We start from the raw sequence: 17,020 nt of genomic DNA on the forward strand, positions 1-17,020 counted from the left end.
CTACAATGGCTCTCGAGGATTTACCTTAAGTCGGCCAAACAGTTAATGTTCTCGCCTGTTTAATTGCAGCCAAAAACCATAATAAATTTGTGAGTACAAATTTAACTTAACTAAAATTATTATCGCACTGGCGACCTGAATTTTAGTTAAATTATCGTGAAATCAATCACCATTTCTTACTGGAAATATTTACGCGCATCGCTATAACTATATTTACCGCACACGGAGGACACTGCAGGAAATAACGAAAGGAAGCGTCATTGTGTGTACTGTAGAGCCTGACGGATGTCGGCAGGCTCTATTTTTTTATCAGCGGGAATAGATAATATATGATCTATTAGATAACGACACATTGTCTGTTTATTATTCTGTTCCTCGCCTTGACATAGTGGAATAAACGTACTTTTGGGGTATGGTGGCACTGCAAGTCGTCTGCTAGGATTGGCGAACTTTGCCGCGGTTAAGGACGCCAGATGTTAACGTTACTTGAGGACAAAATATCCACCCCGCTTGGCCCGCTATGGATAGTGTGCGACGAAAGTTTTCATCTGCGCGCCGTGGAGTGGGAAGAGCACAGCGATCGTATGAATAAGCTACTGGATATTCATTATCGCAGTGAAGGCTATCAACGCATCGCCGCAACAGATCCTGGCGGATTGAGCCAGAAACTGCAGGACTACTTTGATGGCGATCTGGCTGTTATCGACACCCTCCCCACAGCGACCGCTGGCACCCCTTTTCAGCGTGAAGTATGGCAAGCGCTGCGCACGATCCCGTGTGGCCAGGTGGTGCATTATGGCCAATTGGCAAAAACGCTGGGACGCGCAACGGCGGCGCGGGCTGTGGGAGCCGCCAATGGTTCAAACCCGGTCAGTATTGTCGTACCCTGTCACCGCGTCATCGGCAGCAATGGCACCCTGACCGGCTATGCGGGCGGCGTACAGCGCAAAGAGTGGCTGTTACGCCATGAAGGCTACCTGCTATTGTGAGAAAAAGCGCATAAAAAGGCTTTTTATCAGGACGTATTGCGATAAAAACCTTAACGAAGTGAAGGAATTTCAACGAGATGATGTAGATTCATTTCGTTGAAGCTCGCCCGCCTGTTTTAATAATCGTGAATTGACGTTTTACCAGACTTACGTGCTCAAGAAAAAGATGTTAAAATTGACAAATATCAATTACGGCTTGAGCAGACCTATGATCCCGGAAAAGCGAATTATACGACGCATTCAGTCAGGCGGATGTGCAATCCATTGCCAGGATTGCAGCATTAGCCAGCTTTGTATCCCTTTTACTCTCAATGAGCACGAGCTGGATCAGCTCGACAACATTATTGAGCGTAAAAAGCCCATCCAGAAAGGTCAGACACTGTTTAAAGCAGGGGATGAACTGAAATCGCTGTACGCTATTCGTTCCGGTACGATTAAGAGCTACACCATTACCGAACAGGGCGACGAGCAGATCACCGGGTTTCATCTGGCGGGCGATCTGGTCGGCTTCGACGCGATTGGTACCGCTCATCATCCCAGCTTCGCACAGGCGCTGGAAACCTCGATGGTCTGCGAAATCCCGTTTGAGACGCTGGACGATCTCTCCGGCAAAATGCCGAACCTGCGTCAGCAGATGATGCGTCTGATGAGCGGCGAGATCAAAGGCGATCAGGATATGATCCTGCTGCTGTCGAAGAAAAATGCCGAAGAGCGTCTGGCGGCGTTTATCTACAATCTCTCACGTCGTTTTGCCCAGCGTGGCTTCTCACCGCGCGAGTTCCGTCTGACCATGACCCGTGGCGATATTGGTAACTATCTGGGGCTGACGGTAGAAACCATTAGCCGCCTGCTCGGTCGTTTCCAGAAGAGCGGAATGCTGGCGGTGAAAGGTAAATATATCACCATTGAAAACAGCGATATGCTGGCGCAGCTGGCTGGCCATACGCGCAACGTCGCCTGAGTTTTTTCTCCTGCCTTCAGACCTTTTGCCGGACTGTGTAATTTTCGTGATTTATTGATCTGGCAAAAGGTTTTCCCTGTTTCATTCAGTGCTTATAGGTTATCTTTTATTTACAGACTGTGGTGACAGATGTAAGGAGACCCTGTATGGCTAAGTATCAAAACATGTTGGTCGCCATCGATCCTAACCAGGACGATCAACCAGCATTACGGCGTGCTGTGTATTTGCATCAACGGATTGGTGGCCGCATTAAAGCCTTTTTGCCAATCTATGATTTCTCTTACGAAATGACCACCCTTCTGTCCCCCGATGAACGCACCGCTATGCGGCAAGGCGTTATCAGCCAGCGTACCGCGTGGATCCGCGAGCAGGCGAAATTTTACATCGATGCGGGCGTGCCGATTGAGATCAAAGTGGTCTGGCATAATCGTCCCTTCGAGGCCATCATCCAGGAAGTGATTTCCGGCGGTCATGATTTATTGCTGAAAATGACCCACCAGCACGATCGGCTGGAATCAGTTATTTTCACCCCAACGGACTGGCATTTGTTGCGCAAATGCCCTTGCCCGGTATGGATGGTCAAAGATCAGCCCTGGCCGGAAGGTGGCCGCGCCGTGGTGGCGGTCAATCTCGCCAGTGAAGAGCTGTACCACAATTCGCTGAACGAAAAGCTGGTCAAAGAGACGTTGCATTTGGCCGAACAGGTCAACCATACCGAAGTGCATCTTGTTGGCGCTTATCCTGTTACGCCAATCAATATCGCCATCGAACTGCCGGAATTTGATCCCAGCGTGTACAACGACGCTATTCGTGGTCAGCATCTGCTGGCAATGAAAGCGCTGCGGCAGAAATTCGGTATTGATGAAAAATTGACGCATGTAGAGAAAGGGTTACCGGAAGAGGTGATCCCGGATCTGGCCGAGCACTTACAGGCCGGGATTGTAGTGCTGGGTACCATCGGGCGAACCGGGATTTCTGCGGCATTCCTCGGTAATACGGCCGAACAGGTAATCGATCATCTGCGCTGCGACCTGTTGGTCATCAAACCGGATGATTATCAAAGCCCGATCGAACTGGACGACGAAGACGATTAAATAAAAACCCGCCATGAAGTGAACCCCATTTGTTGGAGTATCCAGCTTTCGGGGTTCACTTCAGCAAGGCGGATTTTTTATACTGCCGGTTCACCGCGCTGCTCAGCCGCCGTGTTTTCTACCGCCAGCCCACCTTTTACTACCACGCACGGCAGCGCCAGCGCGATCCCCTCTTCTGCCAGCTTTTCCATAATACGGATATTAATTTCCTGCTGAATATCCATGTACTTGTTGTAATCCGCCGTGTTGACGATATGCACGACTTCAACATTCAGCCTGTCGGCAGCGAATCCCTGAAAATGTGCGCGGTCAAACTTCGTTTCACCCACGTCGGTAATGATGGCCTGCACCATTTCACTCACTTTCCGCAATTTGTCCGGCGGCGTACTGACGGCCAGACCGAAGGTGAAAACGATACGCCGCGTCTGCATGCGCTTATAGTTATGCAGCGTTTGTTGCAGCAAAATCGCATTGCCGCAGACGATTTGCTCGCCGCTCAGGCTGCGAATACGCGTGGTTTTAAGACCAATATGCTCAATGGTGCCGGCAACATCGTTAAACACCACGAAATCGCCAATTTCGAAGGGCTTATCGAAGCCAATGGAGAGCGAGGCAAAGACATCGCTGAGGATGGTCTGCACAGCCAGTGCAATCGCAATACCGCCCACACCAAGGCTGGCAACCAGCGCGGTGATATTGACGCCCGCGTTTGCCAGAATCGACAACAGCATGATGGTCCATAGCATCATGCGCAGCAACAGACCGGCAATCACCATAGTCACCGGATTTCGGCTTGCACCAGGCGTATACATCAAATGACGCATCCACGACACCACGCCCTGATCGAACCAGATGGCAATCTGAATCGCCAGCACTAAAAACCAGGCGTGTCCGAGGGTATTAAACAGGCGGTCGGGAAGATCGATGAAACGCAGACTGAAAAGTAATGCAGCAATAAAGAGCAGGAATTGACTGGTACGGCTGAGCATATCGACCAGCACATGCTGCATTTTGCCAACGCCACGCTGTTTCTCGCTCCAGTTATGCGCCCCTTTCATCACCATCTTCAGTAAGCGCGTAAACAGCCAGTAGACCACCAGCGTGACCACTACCACTGTCGCCAGACCTGCCCAGAATGCGGGCGACATCAATAAGGATATAAAGTCAAAATGAGGCAAAAACGTCATCCTTCCTCCACATAAAAACATGAAGAAAGAAGTATAGTCGCTCTGCTCATGGTGGTTACGGGCAAAAAAATACCGCTCCAAAGAGCGGTATGTATAAGCGGTATAACTTACAGCGCTTTGAGGATAGCATCGACGCTGGCTTTGGCATCGCCAAACAGCATCTGCGTATTCTCTTTGAAGAACAGCGGGTTCTGTACGCCAGCATAGCCGGTGTTCATCGAACGTTTGAAGACAATCACGTTCTGCGCTTTCCACACTTCCAGCACCGGCATCCCGGCGATGGGGCTCTTCGGATCGTCCTGAGCCGCCGGGTTAACGGTATCGTTCGCGCCGATCACCAGCACCGTATCGGTATCGGCGAAATCATCGTTGATCTCATCCATTTCCAGCACGATGTCGTACGGCACTTTCGCTTCCGCCAGCAGCACGTTCATATGGCCCGGCAGGCGACCGGCGACCGGGTGAATACCAAAGCGCACTTTCACGCCGCGCGCGCGTAGTTTTTCGGTGATTTCCGCCACCGGATACTGCGCCTGCGCCACCGCCATACCATAGCCCGGGGTGATGATTACCGAGTGCGAATTTTTCAGCAGCTCGGCAGTCTCTTCCGCGTTAATTTCGCGGTGCTCGCCCACTTCTTCATCGCCGCCGGATGAAGAACCGTCGGTACCAAAACCACCGGCAATCACGCTGATAAAGGAGCGGTTCATCGCCTTACACATAATGTAAGAGAGGATCGCACCCGACGAACCGACCAGCGCACCGGTCACGATCAGCAGGTCGTTGCTGAGCATAAAGCCCGCCGCCGCTGCTGCCCAACCGGAGTAGGAGTTCAGCATGGAAACCACCACCGGCATATCCGCGCCGCCAATGGACGCCACCAGATGCCAGCCGAACACCAGCGCGATGATAGTCATCAGCAGCAGTGCCAGAACTTGCAGGCCGACGCTGTCGGTACGGACAAACACCAGCAGCAGAACAAAAGAGACAACCAGCGCCGCAAGGTTCATTTTGTGACGATGCGGCAGCATCAGCGGTTTAGAAGAGATCTTGCCGCGCAACTTGCCGAACGCCACGATGGAACCGGTAAAGGTCACCGCACCAATAAAGATACCGAGGAACACTTCGGTCAGGTGAATATTTACCAGCACCGGTTCCAGGCCCGCATCGTGATACAGGTAGCTGTTAAAGCCGACCAGCACCGCCGCCAGACCAACGAAGCTGTGCAGCACCGCGACCAGTTCCGGCATCTCAGTCATTTCTACTTTCTTCGCCAGGCGAATACCGATCGCGCCGCCGATGATCATGGCCACCAGAATCCAGGCAACGTTGCCGGTATCCGGGCCAAAGATGGTGGCGATCAGCGCAATCGCCATCCCGGCGATACCGAAGTTATTGCCCTGCTGGGAGGTTTCGTGCTTAGAAAGCCCCGCCAGGCTGAAAATAAACAGGATCGCGGCAACAATGTATGCAGCAGTAACTAATCCTCCAGACATTTGTTACCCCTTAGTTCTTCCGGAACATTTTCAGCATGCGCTGAGTGACGGTGAAACCACCAAAAATATTAATGCTGGCAATCAGTACCGCAATAAAACTTAAGAAGCTGACCCAGCCGCCATGGCCGATCTGCAACAGCGCGCCGACGACAATAATGCCGGAAATCGCGTTGGTTACCGACATTAGCGGCGTATGCAGCGCGTGCGACACGTTCCACACCACGTAATAACCCACCACGCAAGAAAGCGCGAAGACGGTAAAGTGGCCAAGGAACTCTTTCGGCGCGACATCCGCCAGCCAGCCAAACAGAATGATCGCCAGCGCCATCAGCGCATATTTACGCCACGGCGAGGCCGGTTTGGCCTCTTCTTTCGGCGCAGCTGTCGCTTTTGGGGCTGCCTGCGGCTGCGCCGAAACCTGAATCGGCGGGGCCGGCCAGGTGATTTCGCCGTCGCGAACCACGGTCACACCGCGCACCACGACATCATCAAAGTTAACCACTACGTTGCCGTCTTTTTCCACGCACAGCAGTTTCAGCAGGTTAACCAGGTTGGTGCCGTAAAGCTGGGAAGACTGCGTCGGCAAGCGGCCTGGCAGATCGGTATAACCAATCACTTTTACGCCGTTGGCCGTAGTGCTGATTTCATTCGGCACGGTGTATTCGCAGTTACCGCCGTTTTGCGCCGCCAGATCGACGATCACGCTGCCCGGCTTCATGGAATCGACCATTTCGCGGGTAATCAGCTTCGGTGCCGGTTTACCAGGGATAAGCGCGGTGGTGACGATGATATCGACATCTTTCGCCTGCGCGGCAAACAGTTCCATCTCCGCCTTGATAAAGGCTTCGGACATCACTTTTGCATAGCCGTCGCCGCTGCCAGCTTCCTCTTCGAAATCGAGTTCAAGGAATTCGGCGCCCATACTTTGCACCTGCTCCTTCACTTCCGGACGGGTGTCGAACGCACGGACAATCGCGCCAAGGCTATTTGCGGCGCCGATGGCGGCCAGACCGGCCACACCCGCGCCGATAACCATCACTTTTGCTGGCGGAACTTTCCCTGCCGCAGTGATCTGCCCGGTAAAGAAGCGGCCAAACTCATGCGCAGCTTCAACAATGGCACGGTAACCCGCGATATTCGCCATTGAGCTGAGCGCATCCAGCGACTGCGCGCGCGAAATACGCGGTACGGAATCCATCGCCATCACGGTCACGTTGCGCGCCGCCAGCTTCTCCATCAGCGCAGGGTTCTGCGCAGGCCAGATAAAGCTGACCAGCGTCGTGCCAGGATTGAGCAGCGCGATCTCTTCATCGTCCGGCGCGTTCACTTTCAGGATCACGTCGGAATGCCAGACGTTGCTGCTATCGACTATCGTTGCCCCTGCCAGAGTAAACGCATCGTCATCAAAACTTGCCAGCTTGCCCGCGCCGCTTTCAACCGCAACGCTGAAACCCAATTTAAGCAATTGCTCGACCGTTTTCGGTGTCGCCGCAACGCGGGTTTCATTGGCCAACCGTTCTTTAGGTACACCAATACGCATAGTTTTCCCTTCCATCGGATTTAGATGATGGTTTGTCAGTCGTCCCGGAGGCGTTTTACCTCTGTTTTCACAAAAGCCCCGGAAAATAAAACAGTAACAAACTTTCTATAACCTACTGAAAATAACGCCTGTGATCCACAGCCGAAAAAGAGAAATTGTGCTTTTATCCGCGAATATGAATGGTAGAGGGATTCTGGCAGGGTTATTTTCCTTAAATTCGCTATAACAGGCCGATATTCCGCTCAAGCGAAGCGGCAAAACACGATTAATCTCCAGCGAAGAGTCGTCATTTAACAATGTATTAACGTTAAAAGTTGTATGCTATATCGCTTTTGCTGGTCAAGCGTCTGTTTTTTCAACATATCACTAAAGGTTATCGTTATTTGCCTCCTCACCGCACACTCAGTGAAAAATGACGCAGACAGTAGCGCTGTTTAAATGCAATAATCACCGACGTTTTCCCAACAACAACACCAGTTTATGGTTTGCGCAAGGCGAAGGACTATTTTTATGAAGCTTAAGTACACCCTCCTGGCGTCAGCTCTTTTATCTGCCACAGTGATGACAGCGAACGCAGCCACGGAGTTAACACCGGAGCAAGCAGCGGCAGTAAAACCTTACGATCGTGTCGTCATTACCGGTCGCTTTAATGCCATTGGCGATGCCGTCGATGCGGCATCCAAACGCGCGGATAAAGAAGGCGCCGCAGCATTTTATGTTGTAGATACCTCTGATGCGGGCAACAGCGGCAACCAACGTGTGACCGCCGATCTCTATAAAGCCGACGCACCAAAAGCAGAACGTCCGGCCTTCCGCGTGATCAACGGCGTAACAGAATTACCGAAAGATGTCGCCATCGCGCTTGAGCCGTACGATACCGTCACCGTTCAGGGCTTCTATCGCACGCAGCCTGAAGTTAACGACGCCATCACCAAAGCCGCCAGCGAAAAAGGCGCCGCGTCTTTCTATATCGTTCGCCAGGTCGATGCGAACCAGGGCGGCAACCAGATGATTACCGCTTTCATCTATAAAGCTGACGCCAAAAAACGTGTTATCCAGAGCGCCGATGCTATTCCACGTGATTCCGAAGCGGGCCGCGCTGCGCTGGCTAAAGGTGGTGAAGAAGCGAAGAAAGTGGAAATCCCGGGCGTTGCCAGCGATGCAACTCCAGGCGTGGGTATTGGCCGTTTCTTCGAAACGCAATCCACTTCCGGCGGGCGTTACAGTGTCACACTGCCTGACGGCACCAAAGTCGAAGAGCTGAACAAGATCACGGCTGCGCAGATGGTACCGTTCGACAGCATCAAGTTTACCGGCAACTACGGCAACATGACGGAAATCTCCTATCAGGTTGCTAAACGCGCCGCGCAGAAAGGCGCGAAGTATTACCACATCACGCGCCAGTGGTCAGAAAGCGGCAACAACATGACCATCAGCGCCGATCTCTACAAGTAAGCGCATTCCTGAATCAGGCGGCTACGGCCGCCTTTTTTTCGCTTTTTTCCCGCTTTTTCGCAAAATTGTCACCGACAGCATTGCATGCCCTCACGACACTCCGTAAAATCCCGCGCCTCAGTGATATCCACCATATTTATGCGCCACGGCAAAATAATTATTCTGGATTAGCCGTATTTGTTGACAGGATAACAATGGAAAAAAAACTAGGCCTTAGCGCTTTAACTGCGCTGGTTTTGAGCTCCATGCTCGGCGCTGGCGTATTTAGCCTGCCGCAGAATATGGCGGAAGTCGCCAGTCCGGCGGCATTGATCATCGGCTGGGTGATCACCGGCGCGGGAATACTGCTGCTCGCTTTTGCGATGCTGATTTTGACCCGAATCCGCCCGGATCTGGATGGCGGTATTTTTACCTATGCCCGCGAAGGGTTCGGCGAGCTGATCGGCTTCTGCTCGGCCTGGGGATACTGGCTGTGTGCGGTTATTGCTAACGTCTCTTATCTGGTGATTGTCTTTTCCGCGCTGAGTTTCTTTACCGATACTCCCGCGTTGCGTCTGTTTGGCGATGGTAATACCTGGCAATCGATCGTCGGCGCGTCTGCATTGCTGTGGATTGTTCATGCGCTGGTCCTGCGTGGCGTGCAGACGGCGGCAAGCATTAATCTCGCTGCCACGCTGGCGAAACTGGTGCCGCTTGGATTGTTTGTCGTACTGGCGGCGCTGGCGTTTAACCTCGACAAGTTCCGTCTGGACTTCAGCGGCATCGCACTCGGCGTTCCCGTCTGGGAACAGGTGAAAAACACCATGCTGATCACTCTGTGGGTGTTTATCGGTGTGGAAGGCGCCGTGGTCGTGTCAGCCAGAGCGCGGAATAAACAGGATGTCGGTCGCGCCACCCTTCTGGCGGTGCTGGCGGCGCTTACGGTCTACCTGCTGGTCACCCTGCTTTCGCTCGGTGTGGTTCCACGTCCCGAACTGGCAGAAATGCGTAACCCGTCAATGGCCGGGTTAATGGTCAGGCTGCTCGGTAGTTGGGGTGAAGTGGTGATTGCCGCCGGATTGATTATCTCCGTGTGCGGCGCGTATCTGAGCTGGACCATTATGGCCGCCGAAGTTCCGCTGCTGGCGGCGACACATAAAGCCTTTCCACGCATTTTTGCGCACCAGAATAAAAACAGCGCGCCAGCCGCCTCGCTGTGGCTGACCAACAGTAGCGTGCAGATCTGTCTGGTGCTGATCTGGCTTACCGGCTCGGATTACAACACACTGCTGACCATTGCTTCAGAGATGATTCTGGTGCCCTACTTCCTCGTCGGCGCGTTCCTGCTGAAAATGGCCCGTCGCCCGCTGCATCAGGCTGTCGCCATTGGCGCCTGTCTGTACGGACTGTGGTTACTGTACGCCTCCGGGCCAATGCACCTGCTGCTCTCCGTGGTGCTTTACGCGCCAGGCCTGCTGGTCTTTATGTATGCCCGCCGCACGCACGAAATGACCGACGCGCTGAAACAGCGGGAAAAAGCACTGATCGGCCTGCTACTGATTGCTGCTGTTCCGGCAACCTGGATGCTGGTGCGTTAATGGGTGCGGCTCCAGACAAAAATTAGCAGCCAGGCGCTGAGGCACCAGCACACTACTGCGCAGCCCAGCGCCGGCCAGACGCGCATCATACCGGTGAAATACCACAGTGACAGCAGATAGACGAAATAGGGAATGATCGCCCACATACCGAACACGATGGTAGTGCGCAACGCTTCCACACCGCGCTCGGTCGCGACGATATAGTGGGCGATCAGCGCAAAAGTCGGGAACAGTGGGATCAGCCCGGCAATATAGTAATTTTTTGTTTTTGCTAATACGCCGATCAACAGCACCACCAGCGCGCCCAGCGCGGCTTTAAAAAACAACCCCATAATTTTCCCTTTAATACTTTAACAACAACGACCTACAGCATAACTGAGCGCATATCGTTTAGAAAAGAGTAATGGCAGCTTACCGCAAGGCGGTGTATGTTTACGTTTTTATCGATAACACTGGCATATGAATAAGATCGTTTTTGTGGAAGACGACCCGGAAGTCGGCGCACTGATTGCGGCTTATCTGGGCAAACACGATATGGATGTCATTGTCGAACCCCGCGGCGATCGCGCCGAAGAGGTGATCGCCCGTGAAAAACCGGAGCTGGTGCTGCTGGATATTATGCTGCCGGGTAAAGACGGTATGACGCTGTGCCGCGACCTGCGAAGCCAGTGGAATGGCCCGATTGTACTGCTCACCTCGCTCGACAGTGATATGAACCATATTTTGTCGCTGGAGATGGGCGCAAACGACTACATCCTCAAAACCACGCCACCTGCGGTGCTGCTGGCCCGGCTGCGGTTGCATTTGCGACAGCGTACTGGCGTCGCGGCGGAACCTGCATCCCCGTCGCTGAAACAGCATAAAGCCATCAGTTTCGGCACATTGTCGATCGATCCGGTTAACCGCCAGGTACTGCTGGCAGGCGAGCAGGTTTCGCTCTCGACGGCGGATTTTGAGCTGCTGTGGGAACTGGCAACCCACGCCGGACAAATCATGGACCGGGACGCACTGTTGAAAAACCTGCGCGGCGTCAGTTATGACGGCATGGATCGCAGCGTCGATGTGGCAATCTCCCGACTGCGGAAAAAGCTGCTCGACAGCGCCACCGAACCTTATCGCATCAAAACCGTCCGTAACAAAGGCTACCTGTTCGCGCCGCACGCGTGGGACAACTGAAGCTCTTAACCAGGTGTCACGATGAAAAAACTGTTCGTCCAGTTTTACCTTTTGCTGTTCGTCTGTTTTCTGGTCATGACGATGCTGGTGGGTCTGGTTTATAAATTTACCGCCGAGCGCGCGGGACGTCAGTCGCTGGACGACCTGATGAAAAGCTCCCTCTACTTAATGCGCAGCGAACTGCGCGAGATCCCGCCGCATCAATGGGCCAAAACGCTGAAAGAGCTGGATCTGAATTTGTCGTTCAATCTGCGCATTGAACCGATGAATAAATTCACGCTTGAGGAACACGCAGCCCAACGGCTGCGCGAAGGCGATATTGTGGCGCTGGATTCTGAATACACCTTTATTCAGCGCATTCCACGCAGCCATTACGTGCTGGCTGTCGGCCCGGTGCCCTATCTCTTTTTCCTGCATGAGATGCGTCTGCTGGATATGTCGTTGATGGCGCTGATTGCCATCTCACTCGCTTTTCCGGTGTTTATCTGGATGCGCCCGCACTGGCAGGAGATGCTGCGGCTGGAATCTGCCGCGCAACGTTTTGGTGAAGGCCATCTTGAAGAACGTATTCATTTCGACAGTAACTCCAGCTTTGAGCGGCTCGGCATCGCCTTTAACCAGATGGCCGATAACATCAATGCGCTGATCGCCAGTAAAAAACAGTTGATTGACGGTATCGCCCACGAGCTGCGCACGCCGCTGGTCAGGCTGCGTTACCGGCTGGAGATGAGCGATAACCTGAGCGAAACCGAACGCGCGGCGCTGAACCGTGATATCGGGCAACTGGAAGCATTAATTGAAGAACTGCTGACCTATGCCCGGCTCGATCGCCCGCAAACCGAGCTGAAACTCACTACCCCGGATCTGCCCGCCTGGTTTCACAGCTATATGGATGATGCCCGCAGCATGAACCCGCAACACACCTTGTTGCTGACCGCCACACCGGGCGAAGAGTATGGTGCGCTCGATATGCGCCTGATGGAGCGCGTGCTGGATAACCTGGTAAACAATGCATTGCGTTACAGCCAGCAAACCGTGAGGGTCACCTTACAGCGCCAGGGCTCGCAGGCCAGCATGACCGTGGAAGATGATGGTCCAGGCATTGCGCCCGAAGAGCGCCAGCGTGTGTTCGAGCCTTTTGTCCGCCTCGATCCCAGCCGCGATCGCGCAACCGGCGGCTGCGGCCTGGGGCTGGCCATTGTGCATTCAATAGCCCAGGCGTTCGGTGGCGAAGTCAGCTGCTCACAAAGCGAGTTGGGTGGCGCGCAATTTACTTTTAGCTGGCCCATCTACCACCACATTTCACTGCCCTCCTGAACCATAGCGGCACAGTGACCGGATGCGTGCACCTGTGCTATAAATTAAAAAGTATGTTGTAACTAATGGAGAAACCAGGATGGCAGCGCTGGATCTTATCGAACGTCTTAACACCACTTTTCGGCAGCTTGAACATGAACTCGGCGCATTGAAAGCGGCGCTGGCGGAGTGCCGTCTGATGGCCGGGCGCGTCTTTACCTTGCCGGACATTGCCAAAGGCGCGGAGCACGATCCCCTGACTGCTATTCACGTCAAACAACATATTGGCCGCCGCGCGGCAGAGCTGGCGCTCAACCATTACACGCATCTGTTCATTCAGCAGCAGTCGGAAAACCGCAGCAGCAAAGCAGCGGTGCGGCTGCCGGGCGTACTGTGTTATCAAACCAATGAGGCGACTCGTCAGGCGCTGGAACAGCGCATCAGCGCGATCAATTCGCTGAAACTGGCCTTTGAACGGATTGTTACCGTGGAATCCGGGCTGGTGCCCGCAGCCCGTTTTGAGTGGGTACATCGTCATTTACCAGGTCTGATCACCCTCAATGCCTACCGCACGCTGACGTTGATTCATTCTCCCGCCACCATTCGTTTCGGCTGGGCCAATAAACACATCATCAAAAACCTCACGCGCGATGAGGTGCTGGCACAACTGGAGAAAAGCCTGAAATCACCGCGCGCTGTTTCCGCCTTCACGCGGGAGCAGTGGCTGGCGAAAGTCGAACAGGAGTACAACGATGTTGCCGCACTACCCAAACAGGCGCGGCTGAAAATTAAACGTCCGGTGAAGGTACAGCCGATTGCGCGCATCTGGTATTCCGGTTCACAAAAGCAGGTGCAGTACGCCTGCCCGACACCAATGATTGTGCTGATTTCAGAGGAAAATGGCGGGATGGTGCCGGATATTGGCGAACTGCTGGATTACAACGCCGACAATATACAGCACCGTTTCAAACCGCAGCCGCAGCCGCTAACGCTGTTGATCCCGCGGCTGCACCTCTATCTGGCGGGTTAGGCCTGTTTCATGCTGCCAACCATCGACTCCGGGCGTACCCAACTGTCAAACTCGGCCTCGGTCAGATAGCCGAGCGCCAGCGCCGAGGCTTTCAGCGTCAGCCCCTCTTTATGGGCTTTTTTGGCAATTTCCGCCGCTTTGTCGTACCCGATATGCGTATTCAGGGCCGTCACCAGCATTAACGACTCATTGAGCAACTGGTCGATACGCGCACGATTGGGCTCAATGCCCACCGCGCAATGCTCGTTGAAACTCTCCATTCCGTCCGCCAGTAAACGTACCGATTGCAGGAAATTATGGATAACCAGCGGGCGGAACACATTCAGCTCGAAGTTGCCGGATGCACCGCCAATATTGACCGCCACATCGTTGCCCAGCACCTGGCTGCACAACATGGTCATCGCTTCGCACTGCGTCGGGTTAACTTTGCCTGGCATGATCGAGCTACCCGGCTCGTTTTCCGGAATGGCGATTTCGCCGATGCCGCAGCGCGGGCCGGAAGCCAGCCAGCGCACATCGTTGGCGATTTTCATCAACGATGCCGCCAGCCCTTTTAACGCGCCGTGAGCCTGCACCAGCGCATCACAAGTGGCCAGCGCCTCGAATTTATTGGGCGCAGTGACAAACGGTTGTTGCGTGAAACTCGCCAGCTCTTTCGCCACACGCTCTGCATATTCCGGGTGCGTATTCAGCCCCGTGCCTACGGCAGTGCCGCCCAGCGCCAGCTCGCTTAAGTGCGGCAAACTTAATTCGATATGCTTCAGGTTGTGTTCCAGCATCGCGACCCAACCGGAGATCTCCTGGCCAAGCGTCAGCGGCGTTGCATCCTGTAAGTGGGTTCGGCCGATTTTCACAATGTCAGCGAAAGCGCGGGACTTCTCCGCAAGCGTGTTTTTCAGCACCAGCAATTGCGGCAGCAGATGTTCGCGCACGCCAATCACCGCCGCAACATGCATCGCGGTAGGAAAAACGTCGTTGGAGCTCTGGCTTTTGTTTACGTCGTCGTTGGGATGAATTTTGCGATCCATACCGCGCACGCCGCCGAGGATCTCGCTGCCGCGATTCGCCAGCACCTCGTTCATGTTCATGTTGCTCTGCGTGCCGGAGCCGGTCTGCCAGATGGCGAGCGGAAACTCATCGGGATGTTTCCCCGCCAGCACTTCATCTGCCGCCGCGATAATCGCGCGGGCCTTCTCTTCAGGCAACAGCCCCAGATCCTGGTTCACCTTCGCCGCTGCACGCTTGGTCAGCGCCAGCGCGTGGATCAGCGAGACCGGCATCTTCTCGGTGGAAATGCGGAAATGCTCCAGCGACCGCTGGGTTTGCGCGCCCCACAGTTTATCGGCCGGAACATCGATGGCGCCCATCGAATCTTTCTCACTGCGATGCGTTGTCATTACTTTCTCCTTGGCTACAAAGTGGTGTTGAGTGCTGACATTGCTCACCTGCAAACAAGTAAAAGTATTGATGCTATTTATGATGTTGTTTACTGCTTTGTGCTGAAACAGGTCTGTCGGAGAGCGGCAGCCCCGAAAAAAACCGCCCCCAGGGGCGGTCTGAATCATTTCACACAGCGGGCGCACTGGCCGGACTGGATCTGCTGGAAGAAGTCATTGCCTTTGTCATCAACAAGGATAAAGGCCGGGAAATCTTCCACTTCAATCTTCCAGATGGCTTCCATTCCCAGTTCCGGATAAGCCACGCACTCCAGATGCTTGATGCTGTTCTGCGCGAGGATAGCCGCCGGGCCGCCAATGCTGCCAAGGTAAAAACCGCCATGTTTATGGCAGGCATCCGTCACCTGCTGGCTACGGTTGCCTTTCGCCAGCATGATCATGCTGCCGCCCTGCGACTGCAACTGATCGACGTAGGAATCCATCCGTCCTGCGGTGGTTGGGCCGAGGGAACCAGAAGCATAACCTTCCGGCGTTTTCGCCGGGCCAGCGTAATAAATCGGGTGATTTTTCACGTACTCCGGCAGATGCTCGCCGCTGTCCATCAGCTCTTTCAGTTTCGCATGCGCAATATCGCGAGCGACAATGATCGTACCGCTGAGCGACAGACGCGTGGAGACCGGGTACTGCGACAACTGCGCCAGGATCTCTTTCATCGGACGGTTGAGATCCACTTTCACCGCCTCGCCTTCACCCGCCTGGCGCAGCGCTTCGGGAATGTATTTACCGGGATTCTGCTCCAGCCGCTCCAGCCAGATCCCTTCGCGGTTGATCTTGCCTTTGATGTTACGATCGGCCGAACAGGAAACGCCCATCCCCACCGGACAGGATGCGCCGTGGCGCGGCAGACGGATCACGCGAATATCATGGGCAAAGTACTTGCCGCCAAACTGCGCGCCCAGACCGAGATTCTGCGCTTCCACCAGCAGTTCCTGCTCAAGTTGCACATCGCGGAATGCCTGGCCGTGCTCATTACCTTCCGTCGGCAATGCGTCGTAATATTTGGTTGATGCCAGTTTGACCGTTTTCAGCGTCGCTTCCGCCGATGTACCGCCAATCACGAACGCAATGTGATAAGGCGGACACGCGGCCGTACCCAGGGTGCGCATCTTCTCAACAAGGTAATTTTTCAGCTTCGCCGGGGTGATCAGCGCTTTGGTTTCCTGGTAGAGATAAGTTTTGTTGGCCGAACCGCCGCCCTTGGCAATACACAGGAACTTATATTCATCGCCGTCCACGCTGTAGAGATCGATCTGCGCTGGCAGGTTAGTGCCGGTGTTGACCTCTTTGTACATATCCAGCGGCGCATTCTGCGAGTAGCGCAGGTTATCGTTGATAAAGGTGTTATAGACGCCACGGGCCAGCGCGGCTTCATCGCCGCCGCCGGTCCATACGTTCTGCCCTTTTTTACCCATGATGATCGCCGTGCCGGTATCCTGGCAGGTTGGCAGAACGCCGCGCGAGGCGATCTCGGAGTTGCGCAGGAATTGCAGCGCGACATATTTATCGTTTTCGCTGGCTTCGGGATCGTCGAGGATATCAGCAACCTGCTGCTGGTGCGCCGGGCGCAGTAAAAATGCAGCATCGTGGAAGGCATGTTGCGCCAGTAGCGTCAGTGCCTGCGGGTCAACTTTGAGGATTTGCTGGCCGTCAAACTCGGCAACAGAAACATAGTCACGGCTTAGCAGATAGTATTCGGTCTCGTCCTTTCCGAGCGGGAAAGGATCCTGATAGTAAAAGGGTTTATTCGACATTGTTCTCTCAC

Annotated in this window: 14 protein-coding genes; 8 read left to right on the top strand and 6 right to left on the bottom strand. The window is 54.1% G+C overall.

Annotated features, from left to right (window positions below; genetic code table 11):
• Positions 1–473 precede the first annotated feature (473 nt).
• The 3 genes from ogt (at position 474) to uspE (ending at position 3,044) form a co-directional block, all read left to right on the top strand.
• A complete protein-coding gene (gene ogt / locus CWM66_RS01755) occupies positions 474–989 on the top strand; it encodes a methylated-DNA--[protein]-cysteine S-methyltransferase (RefSeq protein WP_007374820.1) in 516 nt (171 codons plus the stop codon).
• Positions 990–1,197: 208 nt separating this feature from the next.
• Positions 1,198–1,950, top strand: coding sequence for a fumarate/nitrate reduction transcriptional regulator Fnr (gene fnr, locus CWM66_RS01760; RefSeq protein ID WP_007374819.1), 753 nt, complete (start codon positions 1,198–1,200; stop codon positions 1,948–1,950).
• Positions 1,951–2,096: 146 nt separating this feature from the next.
• Positions 2,097–3,044 carry a universal stress protein UspE gene (gene uspE, locus CWM66_RS01765; RefSeq protein ID WP_007374818.1) on the top strand — a complete coding sequence of 316 codons (948 nt, stop codon included), beginning with the start codon at positions 2,097–2,099 and terminating at the stop codon, positions 3,042–3,044.
• Positions 3,045–3,121: 77 nt separating this feature from the next.
• Here uspE and CWM66_RS01770 read toward each other — a convergent pair whose 3' ends face one another.
• From CWM66_RS01770 to pntA, 3 genes are all read right to left on the bottom strand, one after another.
• On the bottom strand, positions 3,122–4,231 hold the full coding sequence (locus tag CWM66_RS01770; protein WP_107146181.1) for a mechanosensitive ion channel family protein: 1,110 nt from the start codon (positions 4,229–4,231) through the stop codon (positions 3,122–3,124).
• 107 nt (positions 4,232–4,338) lie between these two features.
• Positions 4,339–5,727, bottom strand: coding sequence for a Re/Si-specific NAD(P)(+) transhydrogenase subunit beta (gene pntB, locus CWM66_RS01775; protein WP_007374816.1), 1,389 nt, complete (start codon positions 5,725–5,727; stop codon positions 4,339–4,341).
• Between the two features lie 10 nt (positions 5,728–5,737).
• Positions 5,738–7,267: a Re/Si-specific NAD(P)(+) transhydrogenase subunit alpha gene (gene pntA / locus CWM66_RS01780; RefSeq protein ID WP_035889270.1), complete on the bottom strand. Its 1,530-nt coding sequence runs from the start codon at positions 7,265–7,267 to the stop codon at positions 5,738–5,740.
• A 510-nt stretch (positions 7,268–7,777) separates the two neighbouring features.
• On the opposite strand from pntA, the gene ydgH reads away from it, so the two are divergent.
• Together ydgH and CWM66_RS01795 are read left to right on the top strand one after the other, a co-directional pair.
• Positions 7,778–8,722 carry a DUF1471 family protein YdgH gene (gene ydgH / locus CWM66_RS01790; RefSeq protein WP_035889269.1) on the top strand — a complete coding sequence of 315 codons (945 nt, stop codon included), beginning with the start codon at positions 7,778–7,780 and terminating at the stop codon, positions 8,720–8,722.
• 194 nt (positions 8,723–8,916) lie between these two features.
• Positions 8,917–10,299 (top strand): amino acid permease, encoded by a 1,383-nt coding sequence (locus CWM66_RS01795; RefSeq protein ID WP_035889267.1) that lies wholly within the window; start codon positions 8,917–8,919, stop codon positions 10,297–10,299.
• On the opposite strand, the gene CWM66_RS01800 is transcribed toward CWM66_RS01795, so the two are convergent.
• Positions 10,296–10,631, bottom strand: a complete 336-nt coding sequence (locus tag CWM66_RS01800) for a GlpM family protein (protein ID WP_007374812.1) — start codon at positions 10,629–10,631, stop codon at positions 10,296–10,298. The two genes, CWM66_RS01795 and CWM66_RS01800, sit on opposite strands and share 4 nt — an antisense overlap.
• Before the next feature lie 127 nt (positions 10,632–10,758).
• Between CWM66_RS01800 and rstA the strand changes: the two genes are divergently transcribed.
• From rstA to tus, 3 genes are all read left to right on the top strand, one after another.
• The gene (rstA, locus tag CWM66_RS01805; RefSeq protein ID WP_035889265.1) at positions 10,759–11,475 is read left to right on the top strand and encodes a two-component system response regulator RstA; all 717 of its coding nucleotides are present in this window, start codon (positions 10,759–10,761) and stop codon (positions 11,473–11,475) included.
• Positions 11,476–11,496: 21 nt separating this feature from the next.
• Positions 11,497–12,792: a two-component system sensor histidine kinase RstB gene (rstB, locus tag CWM66_RS01810; RefSeq protein ID WP_007374810.1), complete on the top strand. Its 1,296-nt coding sequence runs from the start codon at positions 11,497–11,499 to the stop codon at positions 12,790–12,792.
• A 79-nt stretch (positions 12,793–12,871) separates the two neighbouring features.
• The gene (gene tus, locus CWM66_RS01815) at positions 12,872–13,801 is read left to right on the top strand and encodes a DNA replication terminus site-binding protein (protein WP_079518004.1); all 930 of its coding nucleotides are present in this window, start codon (positions 12,872–12,874) and stop codon (positions 13,799–13,801) included.
• On the opposite strand, the gene fumC is transcribed toward tus, so the two are convergent.
• Positions 13,798–15,198 carry a class II fumarate hydratase gene (gene fumC / locus CWM66_RS01820; protein WP_107146182.1) on the bottom strand — a complete coding sequence of 467 codons (1,401 nt, stop codon included), beginning with the start codon at positions 15,196–15,198 and terminating at the stop codon, positions 13,798–13,800. The genes tus and fumC overlap by 4 nt on opposite strands.
• 164 nt (positions 15,199–15,362) lie before the next feature.
• Complete coding sequence (gene fumA / locus CWM66_RS01825) at positions 15,363–17,009, bottom strand: class I fumarate hydratase FumA (RefSeq protein ID WP_007374807.1); 1,647 nt, start codon at positions 17,007–17,009, stop codon at positions 15,363–15,365.
• Between the last annotated feature and the right edge of the window lie 11 nt (positions 17,010–17,020).

This window comes from Kosakonia sp. H7A, from assembly GCF_003028445.1.
Taxonomy (GTDB): Bacteria; Pseudomonadota; Gammaproteobacteria; order Enterobacterales; family Enterobacteriaceae; genus Kosakonia; species Kosakonia radicincitans.

Excerpts from the sequence above, each read along its gene's own strand:
- ogt (WP_007374820.1), top strand. The coding sequence starts at position 474 with ATGTTAACGTTACTTGAGGACAAAATATCCACCCCGCTTGGCCCGCTA.
- fnr (WP_007374819.1), top strand. The coding sequence starts at position 1,198 with ATGATCCCGGAAAAGCGAATTATACGACGCATTCAGTCAGGCGGATGT.
- uspE (WP_007374818.1), top strand. The coding sequence starts at position 2,097 with ATGGCTAAGTATCAAAACATGTTGGTCGCCATCGATCCTAACCAGGAC.
- CWM66_RS01770 (WP_107146181.1), bottom strand. The coding sequence starts at position 4,231 with ATGACGTTTTTGCCTCATTTTGACTTTATATCCTTATTGATGTCGCCC.
- pntB (WP_007374816.1), bottom strand. The coding sequence starts at position 5,727 with ATGTCTGGAGGATTAGTTACTGCTGCATACATTGTTGCCGCGATCCTG.
- pntA (WP_035889270.1), bottom strand. The coding sequence starts at position 7,267 with ATGCGTATTGGTGTACCTAAAGAACGGTTGGCCAATGAAACCCGCGTT.
- ydgH (WP_035889269.1), top strand. The coding sequence starts at position 7,778 with ATGAAGCTTAAGTACACCCTCCTGGCGTCAGCTCTTTTATCTGCCACA.
- CWM66_RS01795 (WP_035889267.1), top strand. The coding sequence starts at position 8,917 with ATGGAAAAAAAACTAGGCCTTAGCGCTTTAACTGCGCTGGTTTTGAGC.
- CWM66_RS01800 (WP_007374812.1), bottom strand. The coding sequence starts at position 10,631 with ATGGGGTTGTTTTTTAAAGCCGCGCTGGGCGCGCTGGTGGTGCTGTTG.
- rstA (WP_035889265.1), top strand. The coding sequence starts at position 10,759 with ATGAATAAGATCGTTTTTGTGGAAGACGACCCGGAAGTCGGCGCACTG.
- rstB (WP_007374810.1), top strand. The coding sequence starts at position 11,497 with ATGAAAAAACTGTTCGTCCAGTTTTACCTTTTGCTGTTCGTCTGTTTT.
- tus (WP_079518004.1), top strand. The coding sequence starts at position 12,872 with ATGGCAGCGCTGGATCTTATCGAACGTCTTAACACCACTTTTCGGCAG.
- fumC (WP_107146182.1), bottom strand. The coding sequence starts at position 15,198 with ATGACAACGCATCGCAGTGAGAAAGATTCGATGGGCGCCATCGATGTT.
- fumA (WP_007374807.1), bottom strand. The coding sequence starts at position 17,009 with ATGTCGAATAAACCCTTTTACTATCAGGATCCTTTCCCGCTCGGAAAG.